The organism is Streptomyces rubrogriseus (assembly GCF_027947575.1).
In the GTDB taxonomy this organism is placed as follows: Bacteria; Actinomycetota; Actinomycetes; order Streptomycetales; family Streptomycetaceae; genus Streptomyces; species Streptomyces rubrogriseus.
Map to the genome: position 1 here is coordinate 4,102,053 of NZ_CP116256.1, position 26,009 is coordinate 4,128,061.

Annotated in this window: 22 protein-coding genes and 1 pseudogene; 5 read left to right on the forward strand and 18 right to left on the reverse strand. The window is 72.2% G+C overall.

The features are described from left to right. Positions 1-37 precede the first annotated feature (37 nt). From Sru02f_RS18710 to Sru02f_RS18755, 10 genes are all read right to left on the reverse strand, one after another. Positions 38-1,237: a Gfo/Idh/MocA family protein gene (locus Sru02f_RS18710; protein WP_109031478.1), complete on the reverse strand. Its 1,200-nt coding sequence runs from the start codon at positions 1,235-1,237 to the stop codon at positions 38-40. A 137-nt stretch (positions 1,238-1,374) separates the two neighbouring features. Further along, positions 1,375-2,532 (reverse strand): ROK family transcriptional regulator, encoded by a 1,158-nt coding sequence (locus Sru02f_RS18715; RefSeq protein ID WP_109031151.1) that lies wholly within the window; start codon positions 2,530-2,532, stop codon positions 1,375-1,377. 92 nt (positions 2,533-2,624) lie between these two features. Then, positions 2,625-4,124 (reverse strand): glycoside hydrolase family 36 protein, encoded by a 1,500-nt coding sequence (locus Sru02f_RS18720; RefSeq protein ID WP_109031152.1) that lies wholly within the window; start codon positions 4,122-4,124, stop codon positions 2,625-2,627. A gap of 124 nt (positions 4,125-4,248) precedes the next feature. Continuing rightward, positions 4,249-5,598: an ABC transporter substrate-binding protein gene (locus Sru02f_RS18725; RefSeq protein WP_109031153.1), complete on the reverse strand. Its 1,350-nt coding sequence runs from the start codon at positions 5,596-5,598 to the stop codon at positions 4,249-4,251. Positions 5,599-5,672: 74 nt separating this feature from the next. Further along, positions 5,673-6,563 carry a carbohydrate ABC transporter permease gene (locus Sru02f_RS18730; RefSeq protein WP_109031154.1) on the reverse strand — a complete coding sequence of 297 codons (891 nt, stop codon included), beginning with the start codon at positions 6,561-6,563 and terminating at the stop codon, positions 5,673-5,675. A 10-nt stretch (positions 6,564-6,573) separates the two neighbouring features. Then, positions 6,574-7,527, reverse strand: a complete 954-nt coding sequence (locus Sru02f_RS18735; RefSeq protein WP_109031155.1) for a carbohydrate ABC transporter permease — start codon at positions 7,525-7,527, stop codon at positions 6,574-6,576. 282 nt (positions 7,528-7,809) lie between these two features. Further along, positions 7,810-9,210: a lanthionine synthetase C family protein gene (locus tag Sru02f_RS18740; protein ID WP_109031156.1), complete on the reverse strand. Its 1,401-nt coding sequence runs from the start codon at positions 9,208-9,210 to the stop codon at positions 7,810-7,812. Continuing rightward, positions 9,207-12,362, reverse strand: coding sequence for a lantibiotic dehydratase (locus tag Sru02f_RS18745; protein WP_109031157.1), 3,156 nt, complete (start codon positions 12,360-12,362; stop codon positions 9,207-9,209). Before Sru02f_RS18745 ends, Sru02f_RS18740 begins: the two co-directional genes overlap by 4 nt. An 84-nt stretch (positions 12,363-12,446) precedes the next feature. Continuing rightward, a complete protein-coding gene (gene lanA, locus Sru02f_RS18750) occupies positions 12,447-12,608 on the reverse strand; it encodes an SCO0268 family class II lanthipeptide (protein WP_109031158.1) in 162 nt (53 codons plus the stop codon). Positions 12,609-12,800: 192 nt separating this feature from the next. Next, positions 12,801-13,577, reverse strand: coding sequence for an alpha/beta fold hydrolase (locus Sru02f_RS18755; RefSeq protein ID WP_109031159.1), 777 nt, complete (start codon positions 13,575-13,577; stop codon positions 12,801-12,803). Between the two features lie 114 nt (positions 13,578-13,691). On the opposite strand from Sru02f_RS18755, the gene Sru02f_RS18760 reads away from it, so the two are divergent. Beyond that, positions 13,692-14,558, forward strand: coding sequence for a helix-turn-helix domain-containing protein (locus Sru02f_RS18760; RefSeq protein WP_109031160.1), 867 nt, complete (start codon positions 13,692-13,694; stop codon positions 14,556-14,558). 41 nt (positions 14,559-14,599) lie between these two features. Here the strand turns inward: Sru02f_RS18760 and Sru02f_RS18765 are convergent, their stop codons facing one another. Both Sru02f_RS18765 and Sru02f_RS18770 read right to left on the reverse strand, forming a co-directional pair. Next, positions 14,600-15,391 carry a VOC family protein gene (locus Sru02f_RS18765; protein ID WP_109031161.1) on the reverse strand — a complete coding sequence of 264 codons (792 nt, stop codon included), beginning with the start codon at positions 15,389-15,391 and terminating at the stop codon, positions 14,600-14,602. A gap of 101 nt (positions 15,392-15,492) precedes the next feature. Then, complete coding sequence (locus tag Sru02f_RS18770; protein ID WP_109031162.1) at positions 15,493-15,945, reverse strand: MarR family winged helix-turn-helix transcriptional regulator; 453 nt, start codon at positions 15,943-15,945, stop codon at positions 15,493-15,495. A gap of 66 nt (positions 15,946-16,011) precedes the next feature. On the opposite strand from Sru02f_RS18770, the pseudogene Sru02f_RS18775 reads away from it, so the two are divergent. Next, positions 16,012-17,131, forward strand: a pseudogene (locus Sru02f_RS18775) (Gfo/Idh/MocA family protein). 23 nt (positions 17,132-17,154) lie between these two features. Here Sru02f_RS18775 and Sru02f_RS18780 read toward each other — a convergent pair. After that, entirely contained in the window at positions 17,155-18,090 is a 936-nt protein-coding gene (locus tag Sru02f_RS18780; RefSeq protein WP_109031163.1) for a LysR family transcriptional regulator, read from the reverse strand. 113 nt (positions 18,091-18,203) lie between these two features. Here Sru02f_RS18780 and Sru02f_RS18785 point away from each other — a divergent pair, with 113 nt between their 5' ends. Continuing rightward, positions 18,204-18,731: a sugar O-acetyltransferase gene (locus tag Sru02f_RS18785; RefSeq protein ID WP_109031479.1), complete on the forward strand. Its 528-nt coding sequence runs from the start codon at positions 18,204-18,206 to the stop codon at positions 18,729-18,731. Between the two features lie 79 nt (positions 18,732-18,810). Here the strand turns inward: Sru02f_RS18785 and Sru02f_RS18790 are convergent, their stop codons facing one another. The 5 genes from Sru02f_RS18790 to Sru02f_RS18810 form a co-directional block, all read right to left on the reverse strand. Beyond that, the gene (locus Sru02f_RS18790) at positions 18,811-19,140 is read right to left on the reverse strand and encodes a putative quinol monooxygenase (RefSeq protein WP_109031164.1); all 330 of its coding nucleotides are present in this window, start codon (positions 19,138-19,140) and stop codon (positions 18,811-18,813) included. 52 nt (positions 19,141-19,192) lie between these two features. Further along, positions 19,193-20,218 carry an NAD(P)-dependent alcohol dehydrogenase gene (locus Sru02f_RS18795; RefSeq protein ID WP_109031165.1) on the reverse strand — a complete coding sequence of 342 codons (1,026 nt, stop codon included), beginning with the start codon at positions 20,216-20,218 and terminating at the stop codon, positions 19,193-19,195. Next, positions 20,215-21,024 (reverse strand): iron-sulfur cluster assembly protein, encoded by an 810-nt coding sequence (locus Sru02f_RS18800; RefSeq protein WP_109031166.1) that lies wholly within the window; start codon positions 21,022-21,024, stop codon positions 20,215-20,217. Before Sru02f_RS18800 ends, Sru02f_RS18795 begins: the two co-directional genes overlap by 4 nt. Position 21,025: 1 nt before the next feature. After that, a complete protein-coding gene (locus Sru02f_RS18805; protein ID WP_109031167.1) occupies positions 21,026-22,027 on the reverse strand; it encodes an amidohydrolase family protein in 1,002 nt (333 codons plus the stop codon). 79 nt (positions 22,028-22,106) lie between these two features. Beyond that, the gene (locus Sru02f_RS18810) at positions 22,107-22,904 is read right to left on the reverse strand and encodes an acetoin reductase (RefSeq protein WP_109031168.1); all 798 of its coding nucleotides are present in this window, start codon (positions 22,902-22,904) and stop codon (positions 22,107-22,109) included. A gap of 226 nt (positions 22,905-23,130) precedes the next feature. Here Sru02f_RS18810 and Sru02f_RS18815 point away from each other — a divergent pair, with 226 nt between their 5' ends. Then, positions 23,131-24,954, forward strand: coding sequence for a sigma-54-dependent Fis family transcriptional regulator (locus tag Sru02f_RS18815; RefSeq protein ID WP_244941784.1), 1,824 nt, complete (start codon positions 23,131-23,133; stop codon positions 24,952-24,954). Between the two features lie 183 nt (positions 24,955-25,137). Then, the gene (locus Sru02f_RS18820) at positions 25,138-25,884 is read left to right on the forward strand and encodes a dienelactone hydrolase family protein (RefSeq protein WP_109031169.1); all 747 of its coding nucleotides are present in this window, start codon (positions 25,138-25,140) and stop codon (positions 25,882-25,884) included. The last annotated feature ends 125 nt before the right edge of the window (positions 25,885-26,009 follow it).

Sequence of the window (26,009 nt, forward strand, 5' to 3'; positions counted from 1 at the left end):
CGGCCGGCATCCGGCCCTCGACCCGACCGGTGGTCGGTCAGATCCCGCCGACACCTTCACCGGGGCTGCGGACCGCTCCCGTCGGCCCCCCGGCGGGCTGGTGCTCCGCGAAGTGGCGGACGATCGCCGGGTCGAGCGGGGGAACGTCGACCGGTGTGCTGCCGGAACGCAGTGAGGTCGTGGCGGCCACCGCGGCGGCGACCGCCTCGCGGGCGGCCACGGGCGAGGTCTCGGTCGGCCCTCCGGCGGCGGCGAAGCGCAGGAACTCCTCGACGAGGGCCCGGTCAGCGCCGCCGTGCGTCTCCTCGTCGGACGCCACGACCGCAACGGAGAGGTCGGCGTCGGCACGGTAGCCGGAGCGGCGCCGGTTCCACACGTCGACCCGTGCGGAATCGCCGTCGATGCCGTCGCCGAAGTTCTCCAGGCGGCCCTCGTCGCCGATGACGGTGTAGTTGCGCCAGTAGTCGGGGGTGAAGTGGCACTGCTGATAGCTGGCGAGCACGCCGTTGTCCAGGCGGGCCAGCATCATGCTGATGTCCTCGACGTCGACGACGGGGTTGAGGTCGCGCAGGGCGGACGGCGGCCAGATCTCCGGGTCGAACCAGTCGGGCATGCGCTGACCGGGCGGCGCGGTCTCCTGCGTGGTCCGGCGCGGGTTGTCGCCGTAGACGGCCAGTGCCCCCTGGGCGACCACGTTGCGGGAGAAGCCCCCGGCGAGCCAGTGGACGACGTCGAGGTCGTGGGCGCCCTTCTGCAGCAGCAGGCCGGTGGTGTTGGCCCGCTGCGCGTGCCAGTCCTTGAAGTAGAAGTCCCCGCCGTGGCCGACGAAGTGGCGGCACCACACCGCGCGGACGCGGCCGACCACGCCGTCGTCGATCAGCTCGCGCATCCGCCGCACTACGGGAAGGTGACGCAGGTTGTGGCCCACGTAGAGCCGGGTGCGGGAGTGGAACGCGGCTTGGAGCAGCGCGTCGCAGTCGGCGACGGTGATGGTCAGCGGCTTCTCCACGAACACCGCCACGCCCGCCGCGAGGAAGAACAGCGCGGGTTCGGTGTGCAGGTGGTCGGGGGTGAGGACGAACACGGCGTCCAGCTCGTCGTCGAGCATCCGCTCGTACCGGTCGTGCACCACGACGTCCGCGCCGAACAGACGCCTGGCGTCCTCCCGGCCCCGCGGGTCCGGGTCGGCGCAGGACACGATCCGGGCAGCGCCGGAACGGTTCACCAGAGCGGCCATGTCCGCGCGCTGTCCGACGCCGACGACGCCGACGCGCAGGTGCCGATCGGGTATCTGGTCACGGGTGCTCACTGGGCTGTCCCTTCGTTCCTGTCGGGTGTTGCGTACGGGCGCCGGGTGGGTGCCCGGCCACGCTGTCAGCGTCGGGGTGCGCTGGGCGCCGCAAGACCGTCGCTCAGCAGCCGGCTGTCGACCTCGTCCAGGGCCAGCCGCACCGCCCCCAGCGCCACGCTCTCGTCGCCGAGCGTGGAGGCGCGCAGCTCGGGCATCCGCAGACAGTGCTTGGTCAGTTCGCGGTGCAGGGGACCGAGGACCACGTCGGCGGAGCGGGAGAACCCGCCGCCGTAGACGACGACCTGCGGGTCCAGGGCGAGGACCAGGGCGGCCACCCCCACCGCGAGGTCGCGGGTGTAGCGCCGGACGGCCGTCCGGGCGTCCCGGTCGCCGTCCCGGGCGGCCTGGAAGACCCAGGCCGCCGCCTCGCCCTCCGCGGCGGTGGCCGGCATTCCGGGGCAGGTCTGCAGGTGGTCGGGCGCGGTGAGCCACCGTACGGCCTTGAGCGCGCCGATCTCTCCCGCGGCGCCGCCGTGGCCCCGGCGCAGGGTGCCGTCGAGGATGAGACCGGCGCCGGTGCGCAGCCCGGCGAGGAGGTACACGATGTCGTCGGCGTCCTGCGCGGCGCCCCGCCACCGTTCGGCGACGGCGGCCAGCTTGCAGTCGTTCTCCACCTGCACGGGGCAGGAGAACCGGGCACCGAGGTGGGCGGCCGGGTCGGCCTCGCTCCAGCCGGGCAGCGGGCTGGACAGCGTCGTCCGGCCGCTGCGGTCTACCGGACCGGTCACCCCGACGGTCACCGCCCAGATGTCGCCCGGCGCCATGCCCGCGCTTGCCAGCACCTCGTCGACGACCCGGTCCACCGCCGCCAGCCGCTCGGCGGGCGCCGCCTCCGGGGCGGCCGGGTGGCGCACCGTGCGCACCAGGTTCCCCTCCAGGTCGCTGAGGACTACGAGGATCTTGTGCACGCCGATGTCGATGCCCAGCACGTGCCCGGCGGTGGCCCGGAACCGGTAACGGCGCGCGGGACGACCCACCACACTGCTGGCCCCCGGCTCCTCCACCTCCGCCCAGCCGTCGGCGACCAGGGACTGCACCAGCACGTCCACCGCGGGACGGGACAGGCCGGAGCGGGACGCCAGCTCGGTGACCGTGGACGGCGGGTTGCCGCGCAGTGCTCCCACGATGGACAGCTGGTTCATCTCGCGCATCCGGGACATGTCCGTTCCGGTCGTCGCCATGTTGGTGCTCCCTGGAGGCGTTGCGGTGGCCACCGCCGAATATTGCTGAAGAGTTTACTAATTCATGGCGGTGGCCGCGTGCGGGTACGGGGTCAGGCGATGGGATAGCGCTGCTCGTCGCCGGGTGCCACGGCCGCGCCGAAGTCCACCTCCCGGCCGTCGAGCGCGAAGCGGTAGCGCCCGAGCCGGCGCACCTCCGGGCGGCCGGTCAAGTACGCCTCCATCGCCTGCAGTTCCTCCGGGCGCAGCCATCCCGGCGGGTCGGAGACGGCCCGGAACCCGCAGACGTCGGCCAGGTCGCGCAGCAGCCCCTGCTGCTGGTCGGTCAGCAGGTTCAGGCGGCTGCGGAAGTACACGACGTCCGGGTCGACCTCCAGCAGCGCTGACTGCCACAACCGGTGCACCGTGTTGACGACGGCATTGCGGGCCAGCGCGTCGGACGGGTCCTGCGTGGCGTAGTGCTCCCACATCGGTGCGACGTCGGGACCGCTGCGGATGGCGTCGACCAGCCCCAGCGAGGGCAGCAGCGGGGCACCGCTGCCGAGGAGGTAGGCGTCCGGGCCCGCCGTCTCGCGGACGATCGAGAGGCCGGTGCGGTAGGCCTCCTCGCGGCCCACGTCGGCGAAACGCACGCCGGGCACGGCGCCGGCGCCGACGAAGTCGAGCTTGAGGTAGCTGAACCCCCACTCCCGGACGACCCGGTGGATCGTCTCGCGCAGGTGCTCCTGCGCCGCGGGCAGCGTGAGGTCGAGCGCCCAGTAGCCGACGCCCCAGTTGTGCCCGGCGACCACCGGCTCGCCGCGCCCGTCGCGCAGCAGCAGCTCGGGCCGCTGCCGGGCGGTGCGGGAGCCGGGCAGGACGATGAACGGGGCGATCCACAGTCCGGGCCGCAGCCCGGCGTCCGTGATCCGGTCGGCCAGCGCGCGCATCCCGGACGGGAACTTGTCGTTGGCCTCCCAGTCGCCCACCGCCCGCTCCCAGCCGTCGTCGACCTGGACGACGTCGAAGGGCAGGCCGCGCAGCGCCGTGACGTCCTTGGTGAGCTGCTCCTCGGTGATGCTCTCGTAGTACGCGTACCAGCTGCACCACACGTTGCCGGCCCGCTTGTCGCTGCGCCCGAGCCGGTCGCCGAGGTGCCGGGCGTAGGCGGCGAACACCTCCTCCTCGCTGCCGAGGGCGAGGAACCAGGGGGCACCGTCGCGCTCGCACCACCCGGCGAGGGTGTCCCGGTCGGCGGTCAGGCGGGGGACGTCGAGGCCGAGCGCGCCGAGCAGCAGCACCCGCCCGTCCGGCCCCTCCAGGGCGGCGACGGCGGACGAGTGGTGGCGGGCGGGATCGTCCCACACGGTGTCGTCGGCGGTCAGACGGCGTTCGGCGCTCTCGATCCGCAGCGGCGCCTCGGAGAGCCGGCGCCAGCCGCACGGGCTCCACGAGTTGTGTCCGTGACGGTAGAAGAGCGCGTCCCCGAGACCGTGGAGCACGGCGATCCGGCCGGGTGGCAGCAGCAGGCCGCCTTCCACGGCTCGGGGCGGCGCGTCGCCTGCGAGCTCGACGGCGAGGGTGCGCCCGCCGAGTTCTACGAGCTGGGCCATGGGTCTCCTTGCGTTGCGGTACCTGCGGTACGGGTGGGGCTTGCGGTACGGATGGACTTCGCGGTGCGGACGGGGGCGCGTGCGGTACGGGGAGGCCCGGGGGTACGGGGGCCGGGGCCCGCGCCTAGTCGAAGAGGTCGTTCACCTTGCCGTTGACCGACTCCAGGGCATCGGCGGCGTCCTCCTGGCCGAGGATCGCCGACTGGATGGCGTCCTGCACGAGGGGGCTGATCTCGGTGCCGTGCTCGGTGACGGGAAGCTGGAAGGCGACGCCCTTCGTCCCGACGGCGTCGGTGAAGGCGCGCACGTCGTCACCGTCGGCCTCGTGGGCGGCGAGGGCCTTCTCGGTGGAACTCCTCAGGGCGGGAAAGACGACACCGTGCGCGGCGACCCGGTCCTGGCAGTCGGCCGACGCGAGGTACTTGACCCACTTCCACGCCTCCTCCTTGTGGTCCGTGCCGGCCCATACGGAGTCCGCGAGACCGTTCAGGGCGCTCTTGCGGCCGGCCGGGCCGACCGGCATCGCCGCGAACCCGAAGTCCTGCTCGACCTTGGGGCCGGTGAAGCTGGAGACGGTGAAGGAGCCCGCGAGCGACATGGCGCCCTTCCCGGCGATGAGCAGTTCGGTCCTGGCCACGCTCGACTGCTGGTCGAGGCGGGGTGCGTAGCCCTTGTCGATCAGGTGCCGGAACCACGAGACGGTCTCGGCGAGTCTGGGGTCGTCGAACTTGTAGTGCGTGCCCCAGGGGTTCTTGTCGAGGTACTCGAACCCGTTGGCGGCGGCGAAGTTGCCCCAGCCGTTCTGGCCCTGGGCACCGTCGGCCCATTCGGGCAGGAAGCCGTAGACCTCCACGTGGTCCTTGTCGAAGGCGGGGTCGAGACCGTTGCGGCCCTCGCTGTCCACCGTGGCCCTGGCGATCACCTGCTCCAGGGTGCCGCCGTCCGCCGGGTTCCACGTCAGGTCGTTCAGGGCGGCGGGGTCCACGCCCTGCTTCTTCAGCATGCCGGTGTTGTAGACGACGGCCATGGTGTCCCAGTCCTTGGGCAGGCCGTAGCGCTTGTCGTCCTTCACCCAGGTGTCGGCGAGGCCCGCCTGGTAGGCGGAGACGTCGAGCCCGTCCCGCTCCACGTAGGGCTGGAGGTCCAGGAGCTGGTTGCCGGCGGCGAACTGCGGATAGTAGGTGGCCTGGTTGGTCCACACGTCCGGCGCCTCGCCGGAGACCAGTTGCGTGGTGAGGTTCTGCCAGTACTGGTTCCAGGCGGTCTGCGTGATCCTGACGGCGATGTCCGGGTTGGCCTTCTCGAAGGCGGTCGCGCACTCCTGGTAGGCGGGGAGCTGGAGGTCGTCCCACAGCCAGTAGTCGACGGTGGTCCGCCCGTCGCCCGCCTCGTCCGAGCTGCCGCAGGAGACGAGGGTGGTGAGGGCGGCCAGACACAGCAGGGCCGCGCCGGCGCGCAGGTGTCGGGGTCTCATCGCGAGGGGCCTTCCTGGCTCGTACGGGATCGGTGGGGGCGGTGGGGGACAGGCGGTGGCTCCGCGGGGGCGGGTCACTTCATGCCGGTGAAGTTCAGGGACTCGACGAGCCGGCGGCCGAGGAGGATCAGGAGGACGAGCACGGGCAGCACGGAGAGGGCGGACCCCGCCATCAGCCCGGTCCAGTCGGGCTGGGTGTTGGGCGACTGCTGCTGGAAGATGCCGAGGGCGACGGTGAGTACCCGCGTCTCCTCGTCCCGGCCGGACAGCAGCGGCCACAGATAGTCCTTCCAGGCCCACACCGTGGTGGTGAGTCCGACGGTGAGCAGCGGGCCGCGGGTCATGGGCATCACCACCCGCCAGAAGATCCCCCAGGGACCCACGCCGTCCAGGATTGCGGCCTCCTCCACCTCGCGGGGGACCGACAGGAAGAACTGCCGCAGGAAGAAGACCGCGAACGGCGTCATCAGCACGCTCGGCGCGACCATGCCGACGAAGGTGTTCAGCCAGCCCAGGTCCTTCACCAGCACGAAGTTGGGCAGCACGGTGAAGATCGGGGGCACCATCAGCGCGCCGACGAGCACCCCGAAGACCACGTCGCGGCCGGGGAAGCGCAGCCGGGCGAAGGCGTAGCCGGCCATCGCGCAGAACAGCGTCTGCAGCACCGCGATCAGCCCGCTGTAGACCACCGAGTTGAGCAGGTACCGCAGGAAGTCGACCTGTGCGCCGGAGCCGCCTGCCGCCACGGCTTCCTCCTGGCTGGTCAGTCCCAGCACCCGCAGGAAGTTGATCATCGTGGGGTGGTCCGGGACCAGCCCGGTGGAGTCGGTGTACAGGTCGGCCGCCGGGGTCAGCGCGGTGCGGACCATCCAGTAGAAGGGGAAGACGGTCGCGAACAGCGCGACGACGAGCACGGCCCACGCGGCGATCCGGCCGGGGGAGACTCTGGTCCTGATGCGTGTCATGGTCTGCTCCTCAGGCCAGGTCCGAGCGGGAAGCGCGCAGCAGGCGCATCTGTACGGCCGTCAGCACGCCGAGGATGAGCGCGAGCACCACGGCCACGGCGGAGGCGTAGCCCATGTGGAAGTTGGTGAAGGCCTGTTCGTAGATGTAGTAGTAGATGACCCGGGTGGCGCTGACCGGCCCGCCCTTGGTGGTCACGGCGATCGTGTCGAAGATCTGGAACGAGCCGATGAGCGACACCACCAGCACCAGCGAGAGCACCGGCCGCAGCAACGGCAGCGTGATCCTCGTGAACATCCGCCACTCACCGGCCCCGTCCAGCGAGGCGCTCTCGTAGAGGTACTGCGGGACCTGAAGCATGCCGGCGTAGAGCAGCAATGCGGTGTAGCCGGTGTAGGCCCAGGTGTTGACCGCCGCCACGCTCGGCATCGCCCAGTCGGGGGAGGTGAAGAAGCCCGTGGTGCCCACGCCCAGGGAGTTCAGTACATGGTTGACCAGGCCGAGGTTGGTGTCGAGCAGCCACATCCACAGCAGTCCCACGGTCACGTTGGGCACCAGCCAGGGGACCAGCAGCATCGCCCGCAGTGCCACCGACCTGGTCAGACGGTGCATCAGCGTCGCCAGGACCAGTGCCAGCAGGGTCTGCGACACGATGTTCACCAGGACGTAGTAGCCGGTGACCTGCAGCGCGTTCCAGAACTGCTCGTCGCCGATCAGCCGGCTGTAGTTGTCCCCGCCGACGAAGTCGGGCGTGGCGATGAGGCTGTAGTCGGTGAGCGAGTAGTAGATGCCCCGCACGGTCGGATACGCGTAGAAGAGCGCGAAGCCGAGCAGGGCCGGCGCCAGGAACAGCCACGCCGCCTTCCGGTCGTCGCGGGGCCGGCGAGGCCGGTGCGGCGCCGGGGCCCCGCCCGGCGACGTACCGGCACCTGGATGCGGTGGCGCCACCGCCGTGTGTGCGCCCATGGTTCCCCTCCGAAGGGATTCGCGCCGCACCTCTTGCCAGTGGGGCACCGTGGACAACATATTGATGAGCAAGAGCGAAACTTTGTCAATGCTCACGCATAATGGCGAGGTCGGCCGACAGGCCAGGCGCCGTCGGAGGGCTGACTCCCCATCCGTTCCCGGAGGGCTGATTCCATGCGGACATGCAGACCGCGACGCGGCAGACGGCCGCCTTCCGCCATCGCGGAGGCAGCCCGGACCTCCGTGGACGGGCGGTCGCACGATCGCCCCCGGCCCCGCGGGTCAGGCCAGCAGCAAGGGCATGTCCCAGTCGGCCGGTGTGCCGGCCGCCGCGTACGAGTCCAGGGCGAGTGCGACACCGGCGGCCCCGTCGAGGTAGCCGGAGACATCGGAGCCGAACGGCACCTTCGTCATCGTGAAGCGCAGTCCGAACGGCACTTCCGGGTCGAAGGCGGAGACGAGTCCGGCGGCGATGTCGTCCCGCAGTTCGGCCAGCCGAGGGTCCTGCCACGCTTCGTTGAGCCGGCCGAGCTGGTGCAGGGCCCCGGCCCAACCGTGGCACAGGGCGTGGTCGTCGATGCCCCAGGCCGACCGGGGGAGGACCAGCAGCCGCTCCACCGAGGCGCGGGCGAGGTCGGAGAAGTCCGCCCGGCCGAGCGCCCGTCCGGCCAGTTGCAGGGCCCGGGAAACCCCGGGAGCCCCGTAGCACCAGGCCGGCCACTTCGCGGCGCCGTCGTAGGCGGCGGGCCCCCGTTGCCACTGGGCGAAGGAGAGGTAGCCGGGCCAGAAGACGCCGTATCGGTCCGCGACCGCCCAGGTCCGCAGCAGCGCGGCCGTCGCCTCCACGGCCTCCCGCTGCCGCGGCACCCGCACACCCTTCTCCCAGGCCAGGGCCAGCAGGGCGAGCGGCCCGGCGACGCCGTGCGAGAGGCCCAGGTTGAGGTGGCCGCCGGGGAACGCCGCCTCGGAGCCGATCCGGGGCGCGTCCAGGGCCCACCAGCGCGGCACGTCCGCACCCTGGTGCTCCACGGTGCCGAGCGACAGGCGCACGAGGTAGTCGAGCACCGCCGTCAGCGGCTCCTCGCAGCTCTCCGCGCGGGCCAGCAGATAGCGGCCCACGCCGGTCAGACCACGGACCACCTCGTAGTGACCGATGGTGGGCAGCGGCCGGTCCTCCACGGGCGGCAGGACGGTCCGCACGAGGTCGCGCTGGTAGGCGTCGAAGCGCTGGAGCGCGGAGACGTAGCCCCCGGTGGTGCGGTGGGCGAGCAGCACGGCGAACGCCAGGGCCCCCGGCCCCTTGAAGACCCCGCCCGCGGTGCCGGGCCGCCCCGAGACGGCGCGGGTTCCCGCCGTGAGATACGCGTGAGCCCGCGGCACCTGCCGCGCAGCGTCCCGGGAGGCGCCCGCGAACGCCAGTGCCAGTCCGGGGCTGCCGCTGCCGAGGGTGAGCTCGGCCCAGATCGGCTCGGCCACCCCGTCGTCCGCCGCCCGGGCGGGGATACGCGTGGCCGCCATCGTGGCGGCGGGATCGGCGAGCCGGTCCAGGATCTCGGCGGAGACGGCTCCGGCCCGTTCCCGGAGGGACCGGGGGGACTCGACGGCCGAATCCTCGCGCGTCCCGCTCCTCCCGGACCCGTCCGTCGCGTGCTCCCGTGACCCGCCCTCGGTGGTGCCGCTCATCGTCCGCTCCCGCTCCCGCTCACGTGCCGCCGGCGGCCGGCATGGGTGCGTACCGCGCCACGCAGCACCGCGTACCCCCGCGCCTCGGCCGCCCGGTCGATGCCGAACAGCCGGTTGTGCCGCATGTGCAGGAGCGACAGGAGGGCCTCGTCGCGGTCGGCCTCCGGGGCGGACAGGATCAACTCCCCGTAGGCACGTGGTTCGGGCGACTCGGACCACAGCGCGCCGAGCGACGGCACCCCGAGGACCGCCGCGGCCGACGACACCGCACGGCCCGGCCCGATCAGCCGGTCCGCGACGGCCCGGTGTCGCTGGTAGACCTCGTGCTCCACGGTCTTCGTGAACATCCGGTCGACCCAGCCGCGCCAGTCCCAGTCCCCGAGGGATTCCAGCAGCACCGCGTGGCCGAGCCCGGCGAGCACGGCACCGGGGACCGCCCGCGCGGGACCCTGCAGCGCGCGCAACTGGACGAGCGCCGACAGGCTGTCGGTGCGGAAGAAGCGCTCGGCGGCCTCCTGCACGGCCTCGCCCCCGTACCGGTCGCTCTCGGGCCGGTACGCGTCGAGGGTCATCGTCCGCAGGGCTCCGCTGTCAACGAGAGCCCGTGACACCCGGCTGATCGCGGGCAGCACCCGGCCGTTCAATGCCTCGGGATCGCCGTGGAACCGCAGTCGCAGATGCGGCTCGGGGTCCTGGTAGCGCAGGAAGAACCAGCGGTCGACCTCGTCCTCCACCTCGGAGAGCAAGGCAGGAAGACGCTCGGTGAGCAGAGCGTCGTGGGCCGACGGTTCGGCGTACCACTTGACGAACAGCCAGTCCTCGCCCGGCAGATGGATCCGGACCGGAGCAGGCCGGACGGGTACGGGCGGGGCGGGCGGGGCGGTCCGTCCCCGCGCCGGCTCGGCACTCTCCGGCGCCGTGCGCCCGGCGGCGCGTCGCGCCCCCGCGAGGGGCACCACGATCTCCGTGCTGTGCCCGCCGTTCCAGCCGAGCCCGGCGCCGTCGGCCGTCAGGTCCTCGTACAGGACGAACCGAGGATGTGCGGCGGTCAGTTCGGCGCGCAACAGGTCCCGGTCCCACCGCTCACGCAGGTCGACGGGGTACATCTGGTCGTTGCGCGCGATCTGCAGCCGGTCCGGTACGGCCAGCCGCCGGCGCCAGGCGTCGAGGCCCTGCTCCCATGCCCCGGCGCCCTGTGCCCGGGCCGCGTCGCGCAGCCGCCGGCCCGGCAGCCAGCGCCCGGGCACGGCCACCACCCGTCCGTACCGGACCCGCGGCAGATACGGCAGCGCGTCGTGCCCCGCCCAGTTCCAGCCCGACCACACGCGGGGCCGGGCGGTCGCGAGATCCACGAGGAACCGGGCCACCGGCGGGGCCTGGGTGTCCAGGGCCAGCATGTGCGGCAGCACGGGACGGACCGGACGGCCGCTCCGCGGATCCAGCAGCCGCAGTCCGTCGGAGCCGGCGGCGACCAGCAGCGAGCGCCAGTCCAGACAGCGGGGGTCGCGCCGGTCGTCGGGTACGCCGATCGGGATGCGGTACGGCAGCAGCCGGGGCACTTGGACGATGTTGAGCCCGCGCGGCTCGTGGGGCATCAACTCGACCTGCGCCGTGATCACCGTGTCGTCGGCGCTCTCGGCGGCCAGCCGGGCGAGTTCGTCGGTGAGGCCGGCCGCCGCCGCGAACCGGCCCGCGGTGGCGCCCGCGGTCCAGGCGCCGATGTGCGGGCTGCCGAGCAGCCGGAACTCACCGCGGTCCAGCGCCGCGGTGCTCTCGGAGAGCACCTGGAAGCAGAGTTCGAGGCTGCGCGGCGGCGCGGCTGCGGGATCGTGCCCGGCGACCTCGCCGAGACGCCCTACGACCTCGTCGGTCAGCACCAGGTCACGGCCGGACAGGACGGCCTCCTGCAACAACTCGCCGATCATCGCGCGCCTGGGCCCGTCCGCCTCGTCGCCGGGGCCGCTGCGCGCGTACACCGGCTCCGCGCCGTACTCGGAGGGCAGACCGAGACCGCGGTGCGGGTCGACCAGCTCGCCCAACGGCACGGCACAGGCGGTGCCGTAGCGCTCGATGAAACGCTCGCGGTAGTCCCGCATGTACGCCAGCGTCGTCCACTGCGGGGTGATCTCCCAGATCGCGGCCGCGTACCGGCACACCTCCCGGCCGACCGCCTCGGGGACGACGAACTCGCCGGGCACGTGCAGATCCACGTGCAGAGGTGGCCGGGCGTGCGCGTCGTCGCCCGTGCCGGGGACATCGAGTCGGCGGACCGCGTCCAGGGCGTCCTGCCAGGAGCCGCCGCCCAGCCCCGGAGGATCGTCCTGATGCCGGGCGCAGGCCGCCCGTATGTTCCGCAGCGCCCGCGCGTCGTCGGGAAGCACCCCGCCCAGGACCGTCTCGATGCCGTCGAGCAGCGGGGCGTCGATGCGGTGCGGGGTGATCGAGGTGAGCAGGAAGCCGTGTTGCAGGAGCCCGGCCAGCTGACCGTCGAGCCGCTCGGCGTCCAGCGCCGGGAAGCGTTCCGTCAGCGACCCGAGGAGATCCGCGTACGGCACCGGATTGCGCGCCCGCTCGCGCACGGCGCCGACCAGCGCGTTGTCGCGCACCGACTGCTCCTGCGCGCCGGTACGCAGATACAGCCGCCCGTCCCGGACGAAACACAGGTCGTTGAGTACGACGTCCACGCGTCGGCGGACGGCGGGCTCCCCGAGCCAGGCCAGGACCCGTCGGCGCAGCCACGCCCCGTCGAGCCGGACCGCGACCTCACCGGTTCCCGGCTCGGCCTTGGCCACGGAACCGAACCGGGCCGTGCCGACACCCGCGAACAGGCCGAACGGGGTGGGGCGCGCTGCGGCGCGGCGGGCGTACCGGGTCAGGGTTCGCGCGGCGCTCAGGGTCCGCTTGCGTCCCAGGGTGGAGGCGCCCTCGTCAGTGGTCAGACGGGCCAGGCTGTGGGCCAGCGAACCGCTGGCGACCCGGACCGCCTGGCCGAGCAGGGGATCGGCGGCGAGCTGCCGCGCTCCGGATACCGGCTCGGCCGCGTCGACCGTGGCCGGAGCGGCTCCGCGCGGCCGGCTCGCCATCCGGACCAGTACGGGCTCCCGTACCTCGAAGACCGCTGCTGCTCGGTGGGCTTCGGACTCCGCCGCCACGTGTGTGCTCCTCGCCGTCGTGCGGAAAGCGGGGCGGACTCGGGGCCGCCCCGCTCGGAAGAGCCCCGAGGGGGCCTCAGTCCGTCAGCAACAGATGGGGCAGCGCGTGCCGATCGCGTAGCTGCTCGGCGACGTGAAGGTGCCCTCGCCGAACTGCGCGGCCTGCTCCGGGAGATCGGAGACGCGGAGGTCCAGGTCGAGGTCGAGCTCGGGGGCTTCGTGGGACAGAACGATCTCGGTACGCATGCTTCTCCCTTGGGTGTTGGGGTGCACGGACTCGAAACGCAGGGCCCCGGTCGGGGCCCGGACATGCGCAACCATTGCCCACGCCACTGACAGTCGGTAGACGAAAACGAGCCATTGATCAAGAGTCGGCCGTTCCCGAGGACTGGGGAGTGTCGGTTCCCGCGCCCGGCCCGCCCGGACCCATGGGGACGGTCAGACCGCCGTGGCGAACGCGGTGACGGCGTCGGCCAGGTCGGCCGGAGCCTCCAGCGGGATCAGGTGTCCGGTGCGGGGGACCACCACGAAGTCGGCTCGGGCGAGGTAGGGCACCAGGTTGTCGCGGAGTACACCGGCCGGTTCCACCTGGTCGTGTTCCCCGGCGACCACGAGCGCGGGCACGTCGATCCTGCGGGTGTGCTCGGTGATGTCCTGCGCGATGCCGCGCAAGGGCCACTCGATGCGGGCGGCGTCGCCGACGTTCCGCGAATCGGTCACGATCCGCGCCCTGAGCGCGGCGGGCAGCTCGGTCGCCGTGAGGACGTGATCCCGTGCCCCGGCCACGGACTCGGCCGAGTCGTAGGCGTGGGACAGGGCTTCCCGGTACTCGGGAGTGACCTGGGCGGCGGGCTTGGCGGGTCCGGAGGCGACGAGAACGATTCCGCGCAGGCCCGCGGGCCGGGTGGCCGCCACCAGCTGGGCGACCTTGCCCCCCATCGAATGTCCGACCAGCACGTAGTCGGTGACCCCCGCGTCCGCGAGCACGGCGAGCGTGTCGTCGGCGAGGCGACCGAGGGTATAAGGGCCGGGGAGCGCCCTTGACCGGCCCCATCCGCGGAAGTCGACCGCGACCACGGCACGGCCCGGCAGGCGGTCGACGACGAGGTCCCAGGTGCGGGCGGAGCCACCCCAGTAGTGCAGGAACACAAGGGTCGGCCCGGTCCCGGTCCGATGGTCGTAAACGGGCGGAAGCGTGTGCTGCGTGGTGCTCATGATGGCTCTTCTCGTTCGATGCCCGGGGGTGGTTGCCCCCTGTGTTCATCGAACCCCTCGCACCCCGGGCCGGGCATCGGCGCGACCGGTCGCCCGATGGTGAAAACTGGACACGTGAGCACGATCCGGCAGATGACCTACCAGCCCCCCGGCCGTGGCGCCGCCTCGGTCGAGACGATGACGTTCGGCCGCCTCCGCGAGCTGAACGACGGCGGCACGCAGCGCGCCGACTTCCACGTCCTCGCCGTCATCGACGCCGGACGGGGCGCCGTCACGGTCGACTTCCACCTCCACCCCCTCCAGGACCGGTCCGCGGTGTGGATTCCCCCCGGGGCGGTGCACCGGTGGGACGACGTCGCCGAGGTGGAGGGGCACCTCGTACTGTTCGTGCCGACCGCTCCCGTCACCCGCGCCACCCGCGAACTCGTCGTCGCTCCCGACCCGGCAGCGCACTGGACCGTCCCCGCCGCCGACTGGCCCTTCGTCGACGCGGCGCGCGGCCATCTCCGCCTCGAAGCGTCCGCCCCGCCGAGTGACTCCTCGACGGAGCTGCCCGCGATCCTGCTCTCCGCACTCGTCGCGCGGCTGCACCCGCCGCACGCCGAAGCGCGACTCGCCCATCCGGTGTTCCGCCTGTTCCGCGCCAGCGTCGAGGCGCACTTCCGGCAGCACCACGACGCCGGCTACTACGCCCGCACGCTGGGATACGCGCCCCGCACCCTCTCACGTGCGGTGCGGCAGGCCACCGGCCGTACGGCGAAGGCATACGTCGTGGAACGGCTGGTGCTGGAAGCCAAGCGGCTCCTCGCGCACGACCGCCTCACCGCCGCCCGCTGCGCCGGCGTCCTGGGCTTCCCCGACGCGTCCAACTTCTCGGTGTTCTTCCACAGGGCCACGGGCGCGCGCCCGGGCGCGTGGCAGGCGGCGGCGACCGGCACCGGGGTCCCGAACACCTCGACGCCGCCGGAACCGGTCACGTGATCAGCCACCGCGGGGGCTGCCCGGCCGCCGCGTCCAGGTGGTCACCCCGAGGTCGGAGCCAGCACCACGAAGTCCGCCTTCGACGGATCGAGGCACACGGCCAGACGTCCGACGCCCTCCGCGTCGGCCGGCCCCATCTGCACGCTGCCGCCGTGCGCCGTGACCGCGGAGACCGCGGCGTCGCAGTCGGTGACGGCGAACACCGGGTGCCAGTACGCCCGGCCGCCGGTCAGGGTGAGATCCCGCTCGTCGAGCTGCATCAGGCCGCCGTGCATCCGGTCCTCGGACAGGCCGGAAGGAGTGATGAGGGAGTACGTGCCTTCGCCGCCCGGCACCGCCATGTCGCCGAACCGCCAGCCGAGGACCTCGCCGTAGAACTCCTTGGCCGCCGCGGCGTCGCTCGTGTACAGCTCCGTCCAGCACAGCGTCCCGGGCTGGTCCACGAGCTCGACGCCCTTGGTCCGGCCCGGCTGCCACACGGCGAACTGACCGCCGGACGGGTCGCTGTACTGAGCCATCCGGCCCCAGTCGTCCAGGTCCGTCGGCGCCACCCGCACCGTGCCGCCGGCGCGCTGCACCGCCTGAGTGGTGGCGTCCGCGTCGGCGACGGAGTAGTAGATCATCCAGGCCGAGCGCGCGCCCTCTTCGGTGAGCTTGCCGAGACCGGCGACGATCTTGCCGTCCTTGCGGAACATGCCGCCTTCCGCGTCTTCCCCCATGGCCTCGTACGTCCACCCGAACACACCGCCGTAGAAGGCCGCCGTCCCGGCGACGTCCGGGGACCCGAGGTCGAGCCAGCAGGGGGAGCCGGGGACGAAGTCGTTGGTGATCACGGACGTTCCCTTTCGCAGTTCCTGTGTGATCCAGCGTGACACCCCGTGGCGACTCTCGCCCGTCGCGCCGGCGCACCGTGCGGTGGCGCGGGCCGGGACGGCTACAGCCGGTCAAGGACGGCGGTCAGTGTTTCGACCTCCTGCGCGGAGAGCTTGTCGGTGAAGTGGCGGCGTACTGCGGCGTCCAGGCCGGGGTACACGGCCGTAATGGCCTGGTGCCCGGCGTCCGTGAGGGTGACGATCACGCCGTTGGCGCGCCGGCGGGTGACGAGTTCGCGCTTGCTCATGCGGGTGAGCTGGTGCGAGACGCGGGTGCGGTCCCAGCCGAGCGACGCGGCGAGTTCGCTCTGACGCAAGGCGCCTCCCGCCTTGTTGAGGTCGGCGAGGATGGTCAGGTCCGGCTCGGAGAGGCCCGCCGCCTCCGCGGCGTCGGCTATCACGCGGGTTCGGACGACCTCGTGGGCGCGCTTGAAGGCGGACCACAGGCCGACGGGATCCAGTGCTGCCTCGCTCGTGCCCTCCTGCGGTTCGGGAACCCCGCCGTGTGTTGACATATCAACGCGCCCTTCCTTAGTGTTGAGATGTCAACGCTAGCAGTTCCGCCGGAAAGGTGACGAATCATGAACACACCCGGGTCATCGCTTGCCGACCTGGCCCGCTCCGGCAGGCCCATCGGCGTGGGGGTCATAGGACTCGGGGCGCGTGCGCGGGAGCTGGGCCGAACGCTCTCACCTCCCCGCCTTGCGTGCCGTCCCGGGATTCGAGCTGCGGGCCCTGAGCACGAGTTCGAAGCAGTCGGCGGAGCGCTCCGGACACAAGCACGGTGTGCGCCGTGCCTTCGGTACGGCCGCCGAACTGGCGGCCTGCGACGAGGTGGACCTCGTGGTCGTGGCGGTGAAGGTGCCGCACCACCGGGAACTCGTACGGACGGTGCTGACCGCCGGCAAGAGCGTGCTGTGCGAGTGGCCGCTGGGCAACGGGCTCGCCGAGGCGGAGGACATGGCGCGGTTGGCGCGCGCTCATGCCGTGCCGACCGTCGTCGGACTCCAGGCACGGTCCCACCCCGCGTTCGCCTACACCCGGCATCTCGTGGCCGACGGTTACGTGGGGGAGGTACTGTCCACGACGGTCGTCGGCTCCGGCGGCGCTTGGGGCGCCACGGTCGGCCCCGCCGACCACCATGTGCTCGACGCCGCGAACGGCGCGACGCTGCTGACCGTTCCCTTCGGGCACGCCCTCGACGGAGTCGCGTCGGTCCTCGGAGAGCCCGAGGAACTGCGGATCCGGGCGGCGTCCCGGCGTACGTCGGCCGTGGACACCGAGACCGGGCGGCCCGTGCCGATGACCGCCGCGGACCAGGTGGTGGCCTCGGGACGGCTGCCGGGCGGAGCGGTCGCCACCTTCCACTACCGCGGAGGAACGTCCCGGGGCACCAATTTCCGCTGGGAGATCAACGGCACCGAGGGCGACCTCGTCCTCACCGCCCCGGTCGGCCACCCGCAGCTCAGCCCGCTCACCCTGGAGGGCGGCCGCGGAACGTCCACCGCCCTCGCGCCCCTGACGGTGCCGGAAGCGCACGCCCGTGTCCCGCGGCTGGACCCCCGAGCCGACGCGCCGGCCTACGCGGTCGCCCACGCCTACCAACGCCTCCTGGACGACCTGCGGGAGGGCACCGCACACGTACCCGACTTCGCGCACGGCGTCGTCCGCCACCGCAGCATTGAGCAGTACGTGCTCTGAATGCCGGTCCGGGAGACGCACGGTCAGTGCACTGTCACTGTCCAGTCCGGCGTCCACGCGTCGTGCGGGGTGCGCGGGGCCGTGGTGCGCAGGTGGTCACGTAGCGCGGTCAGCACGGGGTGCCGGTCTCCGGTGCGGAAAAGCAGCACGTGCGGGTAGACCGGGGTCGGGTCGTGCAACGGGATGCGCCGCAGGTCGTGGGTCCGGGGCCAGAGGTAACGGTCGCCCCGCCCGACGAGGGTGGCCAGTGAGGCCGAGTCGGCGAGCGCGTCCATCAGGGCCTCGTCGCCGAAGTTGGGGCCGAGCGCGTCGATGCTCAGGCCGAAGGCCTCGGACAGCGCCTGGTAGAACGCGGCCCACTCCGTGCCCGGCCTGATCCCGGGGATCCAGATGCGGTGGCCGCCCAGGTCCACCGGGCTGATCCGGGGCGCGTCGGCCAGCGGGTGGCCGGGGCCGACGAGCAGTTCCAGGGGTTCGTCCAGGAGTCGTTCGGCGCTGATCCCGGTCGGGACCCGGTCCGCCGGCAAGGCGCGGAAGGACGCGTCGACCATCCCTTCGAGCACCGCCCGGGCGGCCTGTGCGGCGTTCTCCTGGTCCAGCGTGACCGCGTCCAGGTCCGTCTCGGGGCGGGAGCGGTAGAACCGGTAGACGGCCTGGGCCGGGGAGATGCGCCGATTGAGGACATCGACGCGCAACGGGCGGCTTCCCGCGTTGACGGCCCGCTCGGCCTGCTCGATGGCGGCCAGGACCTTCTTGGCGTGCGGCAGGAAGACCTGCCCGTCCAGGCTCAGCCGGGAGCCTCGGGGACTTCGCACCAGAAGCGTGACCGCGACATGCCTTTCCAGGGCCGCGATCCGCTTGGAGACCGCCTGCTGGCTGATCCCCAGCTCGTCGGCGGCGGCCTGGAACTGACCGGTCCCGGCGACGACCACGAACGTCCGCAGCGCTTCCACATCCACACCGTCAGCCTACTTCCACAACTGTGGGTTGTGTCTGATGTGGTGAGGGTTGTTTGATCGAAGGTTCCGTGCGGTGGTGGGATCGGCGCATGTCCACCCGCACAGAGCAGATCATGTATGTCCATACGCCCGAGTTCGCGCGTCATGCGGAGCGGATCGTGGAGGTGACCGATGCGACGTCTCGACTGAACGTGCTTCCGTTCAGCGACAGTGAAGGTCGTGCGGAACTACTTTCCGTTGTGTTCGGTGGTGCGCTGCCGGAATCGGTGACGATCTACCCGCCGTTCTTCACCGAGTACGGGCTGAACACGACGTTCGGGGAGAACGTCTTCGTCAATCAGGGCTGCACCTTCATGGACAAGGGAGGCATCCGCATCGGGAACCGAGTCATGATCGGCCCGAAGGCCGGCCTCATCACCGGGGGCCATCCGCTGCCCCTGGCCGAGCGCCGCTCACACCTCTCCTTCGCCCCGATCGTCGTCGAGGACGACGTCTGGATCGGCACGGCCGCCGTGATCACGCAGGGGGTGACCATCGGTGCGGGCGCGGTAGTGGCCGCCGGTGCGGTGGTCACCCGTGATGTCCCTGCGGGCACCGTCGTCGCGGGAGTGCCCGCCCGCGTGATCAAGCAGATCGGCTGACCTCGGCCGGGCTGCCGGACCGGCCGCGGGGGCGGCAGCCGTACCACCGGCTGCCGCCCCCCTGCCGCGCTCGCCGGCGTCAGCCCGCGTCGACCGCCATCTCGCCGAGCAGCGACCAGTCGTCCTGGGGCACGTTGGCGTTGACGATCCTGGGGGTCGTCGCGAGGTGGGGCGGCAGCGTCCGCTGGGCCGCCTTGAAGTGCGCCGAGCCCACGTGCGCCGCACCGGCCTCGTCGTCCCGGAAGGCTTCCACGAGGACGTACTCGGTCGGGTCGTCGAGGCTGCGGGACCAGTCGAACCACAGGCAACCCGGTTCGGCCCGCGTGGCGCGGGTGAACTCCTCCACCACCTGCGGCCATTGGTCGGCATGCTCGGGGAGGACACGGAACTTCGCGGTGATGAAGATCAAGGCCTTGCTTCCTTCGTTGTTCGTGCTCGGGGCTCCGTCACCCGGGGCCGGGTCACGGGACAAGGATCGCGCGGCCCCGGATGCGGCCGCCGTCCAGGTCGTCCAGGGCGTCCTGGAAACGGTCGAGAGAGTACTTGGCGGTGTGCAGGCGCACGCGGCCCCGCGCCGCGAGGACCATCAGCTCGCACAGGTCGTTGTAGGAACCGACGAGGTTGCCGATGAAGTTGATCTCGGCGGAGATGACGTCGATGGTCGGGACGTCGATGTTCTCGCCGTAGCCGACCACGTGGTAGTCGCCGGCCTGCCGCAGCATGCCGATGCCGTCCCCGGTCGAGCCGCCCTCACCGACGAAGTCGATCACCGCCTCCGCCCCGTGCCCGCCGGTCAGCTCGCGCACCCGGTCCACGTGGCCGCCGTCGGCGAGGACACCGTGGTCGGCCCCGACGGAGACGGCCAGGTCGACCGCGTCGGGGTTGCGGTCGACGACGACGATCTCGGCGGCGGTGAGGGCGCCCAGCACCTGGATGCCGATGTGACCGAGACCGCCCGCGCCGATCACGACGCAGCGGTCGCCCGGCCGTAGTCTCCGGGCCGCCTTGGCCGCCGCGTGGTACGCCGTGAGGCCCGCGTCGGCGAGAGCGGCGACGTCCGCCGGTTCGAGGGAGTCGTCGAGCCGAACGACACTGCGCGCGGAGGTCTTCAGGTACTCGGCGTAACCGCCCGCGGTGTCGATGCCCGGGAACCGGTTGTTCTCGCAGTGCACATCGTCACCGGCCCGGCACGCCCGGCACAGCCCGCAGGTGATCAGCGGGTGCACGATGACCTTGTCGCCCTCGGACACGTTGGTGACGGCGCTGCCGACCGCGTGGACCCACCCGGCGTTCTCGTGACCGATCGTGTACGGCAGCTCCACCCCCGACTTCCCGGCCCACTGCCCCTCCAGGATGTGGATGTCGGTACGGCACACCCCGGCGCCGCCGATCCTGACGATCACGTCGTACGGGCCGGTGACCTCGGGGGCCGGGACCTCGGCCAGCTCGAGGTTCTTGCCGTAGCCCACCACCTGGACTGCTTTCACGAGACGTTCTCCTTCGCTGGAGCGGAGCGCCGGAAGAGCTCGGCCGCGGGTACGGGTTCCCCGGCCCCTACGGGTTTCCCGCCCGCGGGGAACTCCTCCGGGCGCATGGACTGGTCGGCCGCGGACTGCGGGTACCGGGTGCGCAGCAGGCCCCGGCAGAAGTGGGCGTTGCCGTCGACGGAGATGCGCACGGAGCGGGCGAACCGCAGCCGCAACGGGATCTCCCCCCGCGGGCAGGGCCGGCCGTCGTCGTCCACGAGCGCCGGGTCGGCAGGGGCGGTGCCGAGCCCGAGGGCGGCGCGGCGGCGCAGCAGTGCCCGGGTGGCGGAGGTGTCCGGCAGGTCGCCGAGGACGACGTCGCCGAGCTGTTCCTCGGCCAGGTCGGGCCGGGCGCGCAGCAGCGCGGTGAGCGCCCGTTCCATCGCGGCGGTGTGCGCCTTGCGCCGGAAGATGCCCCGCAGCTCCTCCAGGTCCTGCTCCGCCTCGTGGCCGAAGGTGCCGCGGTACCCGGCGTCGGCGGCCAGCCCCCGGTTGATGAGATCGGAGTCGTGGTGGTCGTCGAGCAGGACCGTGACCTCCCGGGCACCGGGCAGGGCGCTGAGCGCGTCCTTGGCGTCGGAGGCCATGAGGTAGGCGAAGTTCGGTGAGCAGAACGAGGTCGGCAGCCGCAGGTGCACGGTGACGCGGCCGTCATCGGCGGTCAGCGAGCGCACGAAGCCGAGGTCGGTGACGGGCTCGTCCAGCTCGGGGTCGTACACCGTGTCGAGCGCGGCGCGCGCCGCCACCTCGAGTTGCGCGGCCCACATGTCAGACCACCGCCGGCTCGGCGAGGCCCAGGCCCGCCGGGACCTCGATGTCGTACATGGCGGCCGCGTTCAGTCCGAGGATCTTCTTCTTCTGGGCGACGGTGAGCTGCGGGTACTCGCCCGTCATGTCGTCGGGGATCCGGAAGTCGACGAACTGCTCGACGATCCACTTGGGCGTCCACAGCGCGTAGTCGCTGGAGAACTGGATGCGGTCCTCGTCCAGCCAGTACAGCAACTCGCCGATGATCTGCGCGAAGTAGCGGGGCCGGGTGTGCATGAACGGGATCGCGACGGCGAGCCCCGCGTGCACGTTGGGCTCCTGGGTGGCGATCCAGCAGAAGTCCTCGAGGCGGGGCAGACCGCAGTGCTCGACCACGAAGTTCAGGTCGGTGAAGTCGCTGGCTGCCGCGTCGACGTCGGCCACGTCGAAGGCGTCCCGGTCCAGCGGCCGGATGGTGGGGCCCTTGTGGATGTGGATGTTCTTGATGCCCAGCTCCCGGCAGGCCTCCAGGTAGCGGTAGGTCCACGGGTCGCTGAGCTTGTAGCCGCGGGAGTCGCCCTTCCACTCGGCGGTGTAGAGCTTGACGCCCTTCAGGCCGAAGCGGGCGGCGTCCTCGCGCAGTTGCCTCAGGCCCGCCTCCTCGAAGCGCGGGTCGAAGCAGTGGTTGTAGGTGAGCATGCCGGGGTGCTTCCGCGTGAGCGCGAAGGCCTCCTCGGTCTGCCCGAAGCCGGTGTTGTAGAACGCCCCGAGATGCGCCGGCTGGAAGATCGCGTGGTCCACGTACCCGTCGGTGAACAGGTCCTTCATCAGCCGCTCGCCGCCCTGGTACAAGAAGTCCTCGTACGGCCAGAGCTCCGACGCCGGACTCAGGTTGCGGTGGTAGTCGTAGAAGCAGTCGATGAACTGCTTGCCGTGGATGTTGCGCTGGTTCTCGCGGCGCGCGTCCCAGAGGGCGACGTGCGCGTCCACGATGAAGTAGTTCTCGCCGTCCTTGGAATACATCGGTCACTCCTCGTTCGCGGTGGGTGGTCGGCCGAGTGGGCGCTCGGCGGTGCCGGGCAGGAGGGATGGACGGCGCGGGTCAGGCGAACTGGATGCCGCCGTCGATCATCACCGACTGGCCGGTCATGTAGTCCGAGTCCCGTGAGGCCAGGTAGGAGACGAAGGACGCGACGTCGGCGGGTTCCTCGACCCGGCCGAGGGCGATCGCCTCCGCGTGCTTCTTGATGGCCTGGCCCTTCTGGATGCCCGCCTCCTCGGCCAGCCGCTCGTCGATCAGGTCCCACATGTCGGTGCCGACGATGCCCGGGCAGTACGCGTTGACGGTGATGCCGTGGCGCGCCCACTCCATCGCCGCGGCCTGGGTCAGCCCGCGTACGCCCCACTTCGACGCCGAGTAGGCGCCGAGCAGTGCGAAGGGGCGGTGCGCGACGATCGAGGCGGCGCCGATGATCTTGCCGCCGCCGCCCTGGGCGATCATCTGCCGCGCGGCGGCCTGGTAGGAGAGGAAGACGCCGCGCAGGTTCACGGCCATGACCTGCTCGAACTCGTCGAGGTCGGTCTCCAGCAGCGGGGTCACCCGGGCGATACCGGCGTTGGCCACGTAGACGTCGACCCGGCCGAAGCGGTCCGCCGCCGCGGCGACGAGCGCGTCGGTCTGTTCCTTGCTGGTCACGTCGGCGTGCACGGCGAGGGCCCGGCGGCCGGTCTTCTCGATGCCGGCCGCCACCGCGCTCAACTCCTCGGCCATGCCGGGGAGGTCGGCGACGACCACGTCGAGACCGTCCTCGGCCAGCCGCTCGGCGATGCCGCGGCCGATGCCCCGGGCCGCGCCGGTGACGACGGCGATACGGGGGGTGGCGTTGTCGACGGAAGTCATGGGTCCTCCAGGGTTCGACTGCTCGGCGGGGAGCCTCCGCGCTCTCGTGCGGTGCTGTCCAACAGCGTGCGGGCGGGGAGCGCCGTCGACTTTTTCAATGTGGAACACACCCGGCCCGCCCCGGATCAGGGCACGGCGAAGGCGGGGAAAAGCCGTACCGAAGCACCCGTTGACAGGTGCAAACGCGTTCGTAATATGGCGGAAACACGCTCACCGGAGGAGCGCCATGCTCAGTGACAGCACAGCGCGCGACCGAACCATCGCGCGAGCACGCCTGAGGTTCCTGCAGAACGCGGAACTGCCTGCGGCGGTCGTCCCCGAGGGCATCCTCAACTCCTGGCAGCGTTCCAAGTACCTGGGGATCGGCACGGACGAGGTGGTCGTCCCCTACCAGCCGGACTACGACCGGGAGAGCCGCCTGGTACGTGCCGCCACACCGGTCCTGGACCGGCTGGAGCAGGCGCTGACGGGCTCGGACGCCAGCGTGATCGTGACGGACCGCAACGGCTGGGTGCGCGACCGCCGCGTCGGCGAGAAGCGGCTCTCGGCGCACCTGGACCGGGTCCACCTGGCACCCGGCTTCAACTACGCCGAACAGTTCGTCGGCACGAACGGCATCGGGGTCGCGCTGGAGGAACGCCGGCCCAACGTGGTCCTGGGCACCGAGCACTTCAACGAACGCCTGCAGAGCGTCTCCTGCGCTGCCGCCCCGATCCGCAACACGGTCACCGGGCGGGTCGAGGGAGCCATGAACCTGACCTGCTGGAACGGTCCGGCGCGCCCTCTCATGGCAGCCCTCGTGCAGGAAGCCGTCGAAGACATCGAACGCGTGATGTACGAGTTCAGCAGCGCGCACCAGCGCGCTCTGCTGGAGGCGTTCCAGCAGGTCACCCACTACGGTGACCGGCCGGTGCTCTGCCTCGGCCAGGACCTCGTGCTCGCCAACACCGCCGCCTCGGCGAGGCTCACCGGCGACGACCACCGGCTGCTGCACGAGGCCGCCGCCGAGTTCGGGCACGCGCCCCGCACCCGCAGGGAGGTGCGGCTGACCGGCGGGGCGAGCGTCATGATGCGCTGCCGGCAGGTCGACAGCTCCGCGGGCGCGGCCGGATACCTGCTGGAGCTGGCCTTCACGGACCGGCCCGCCGACGCCCCGGGCCTCGACACGGGATCACGTACCGGAACCCGCCATGGCTCCCGCGCGGAGAGCGGCGCGGCCGTGCCCTGGCCGCTGCCGGGCCTGGCCGGCACGGACCCGGCCTGGAACTCGGTCTCCCGCACGGTCACGCGCTGCGCACGGGAGCGCACCCCGCTGCTGCTCCACGGCGAGACCGGCACCGGCAAGGCCACCCTGGTCCGTGCCGCGCACGCGCTGACGGGGGCGCCCTGGGCGCCCGTCGTCGTGGACGCCGCCGCCCCCGGCACCCCGCACGCCGGGCCCGGTCCGGCAGCCGCCCTGCGCGCGGCGCCCGCCGGACCGGGCCGCGCCCTGATCCTGCGCAACGTCGACGACGTCCGCCCCGAGGACGAAGCCGCCGTCGCCGAAGCACTGGACACGGCGGCGGCCCGGGGCACCTGGGTGGTCGGCACCCTGCAGCGCGCACCGGGCGTACCGGAGCCGCTCAGACACTGCTTCCTCGAAGCCGCGGCGGTGCCCGCGCTGCGGCACCGCCTCACCGACCTCCCGGCGCTGGTCGACTGCCTGCTGCGGCGCATCGGCGGCGGCGTGGAATGCGCACCGGAGGTGCTACCGCCGCTGCGCCGGCACGACTGGCCCGGCAACGTCCGCGAACTGAGCCTCGTACTGAGCAAGGCCGCCGCGGCCCGCCGTACGTACCGGATCGAGGCCGGCGACCTGCCGCCTTCCCTGCACAGCGCGGGCAGCCGGTCCCTGAGCGTCTGGGAGGCGTCCGAGCGCGACACCCTGGTCCAGGCGCTGCTGGAGGCGGACGGCAACAAACTGCTCGCGGCCCAGCGGCTCGGCATCTCCCGTACGACGATCTACCGCAAGATGCGGGCCTACGGCATCACCCTCCCCGCCCGGGGCTGAGGCGGGCGCGGGCCACCGGTGGCACCGGCGGTGGTCGCGATGCCGGTGGCATCCAGATCCTCCGCGGACGATCCGCGAACGCATCCGCGATGCCCGCGTCAACGGCCGGCCCGGCGAGGCCGAGTTCTGCCGGCGGCAGAACACCGGCCGAACCGGGCTCGACGATCACTACAGTCCGGTCCCATGACGACGATCACGACGCGTACGGTCGAGTATCCGGCCGACGGTTTGACGATGATCGGGCACCTCGCGCTCCCGCCTGGCGCCGACCGCCGGCCCGCGGTGCTGCTCGGACCGGAGGGCATGGGGCTCAGCGACGTCGAGCGCGGTCGGGCCGATGCCCTCGCCGAGCTGGGGTATGCGGCGCTCGCCTTCGACCTGCACGGCGGGCGCTATTTGGGTGACCCCGAGGAGATGCTGGCCCGTTGCCTGCCGTTGCTCGCCGATCCCGACCGGATGCGGGGCATCGGCCATGCGGCGCTGGACGTGTTGCGCACCGAGCAGCGGACCGACCCCGCCCGGATCGCCGCCGTCGGCTACGGCACCGGGGGTGCCGTCGGGCTGGAACTCGGGCGTGATGGCGTCGACCTGCGGGCGATCGGGACAGTCAACGCACTGACCACGGGCCGGCCCGGCGAGGCGGAGCGCATCCGCTGCCCGGTGTGGGCCGGCGTCGGGTCGGAGGACCCGATCATGCCGCCCGCGCAACGCAACGCGTTCACCGCTGAGATGGAGGCCGCGGGCGTCGACTGGCGCCTCACGGTCTACGGCGGAGCCCTGCACGCCTTCCACCACCCGCCCGTCGACCACCCCACGGTCCCCGGCGTCGGCTACCACCCACGGCACGCGCGGCGCGCCTGGCGCGACGTCGTCGACCTGCTCGCCGAATGCTTGCCCGTGACAGAGGACCCGGGGGCACGCCCCGGGTAGGCCTGCCGGGACTCGTGGGGACATGCTGGTCGTACACACTTCCGCGTCATGCCCGGAAAGTCGTCGGCACCCTGCTCACCGCGAGGGCCTGCGCAGTACGTAGCTGGTGTACGAGGCGAGGTGGG

Coding starts and splice junctions, on each gene's coding strand:
- Sru02f_RS18710 (WP_109031478.1), bottom strand. CDS start 1,237: ATGGCCGCTCTGGTGAACCGTTCCGGCGCTGCCCGGATCGTGTCCTGC.
- Sru02f_RS18715 (WP_109031151.1), bottom strand. CDS start 2,532: ATGGCGACGACCGGAACGGACATGTCCCGGATGCGCGAGATGAACCAG.
- Sru02f_RS18720 (WP_109031152.1), bottom strand. CDS start 4,124: ATGGCCCAGCTCGTAGAACTCGGCGGGCGCACCCTCGCCGTCGAGCTC.
- Sru02f_RS18725 (WP_109031153.1), bottom strand. CDS start 5,598: ATGAGACCCCGACACCTGCGCGCCGGCGCGGCCCTGCTGTGTCTGGCC.
- Sru02f_RS18730 (WP_109031154.1), bottom strand. CDS start 6,563: ATGACACGCATCAGGACCAGAGTCTCCCCCGGCCGGATCGCCGCGTGG.
- Sru02f_RS18735 (WP_109031155.1), bottom strand. CDS start 7,527: ATGGGCGCACACACGGCGGTGGCGCCACCGCATCCAGGTGCCGGTACG.
- Sru02f_RS18740 (WP_109031156.1), bottom strand. CDS start 9,210: ATGAGCGGCACCACCGAGGGCGGGTCACGGGAGCACGCGACGGACGGG.
- lanA (WP_109031158.1), bottom strand. CDS start 12,608: ATGCGTACCGAGATCGTTCTGTCCCACGAAGCCCCCGAGCTCGACCTC.
- Sru02f_RS18755 (WP_109031159.1), bottom strand. CDS start 13,577: ATGAGCACCACGCAGCACACGCTTCCGCCCGTTTACGACCATCGGACC.
- Sru02f_RS18770 (WP_109031162.1), bottom strand. CDS start 15,945: ATGTCAACACACGGCGGGGTTCCCGAACCGCAGGAGGGCACGAGCGAG.
- Sru02f_RS18785 (WP_109031479.1), top strand. CDS start 18,204: ATGTATGTCCATACGCCCGAGTTCGCGCGTCATGCGGAGCGGATCGTG.
- Sru02f_RS18800 (WP_109031166.1), bottom strand. CDS start 21,024: ATGTGGGCCGCGCAACTCGAGGTGGCGGCGCGCGCCGCGCTCGACACG.
- Sru02f_RS18805 (WP_109031167.1), bottom strand. CDS start 22,027: ATGTATTCCAAGGACGGCGAGAACTACTTCATCGTGGACGCGCACGTC.
- Sru02f_RS18810 (WP_109031168.1), bottom strand. CDS start 22,904: ATGACTTCCGTCGACAACGCCACCCCCCGTATCGCCGTCGTCACCGGC.
- Sru02f_RS18815 (WP_244941784.1), top strand. CDS start 23,131: ATGCTCAGTGACAGCACAGCGCGCGACCGAACCATCGCGCGAGCACGC.
- Sru02f_RS18820 (WP_109031169.1), top strand. CDS start 25,138: ATGACGACGATCACGACGCGTACGGTCGAGTATCCGGCCGACGGTTTG.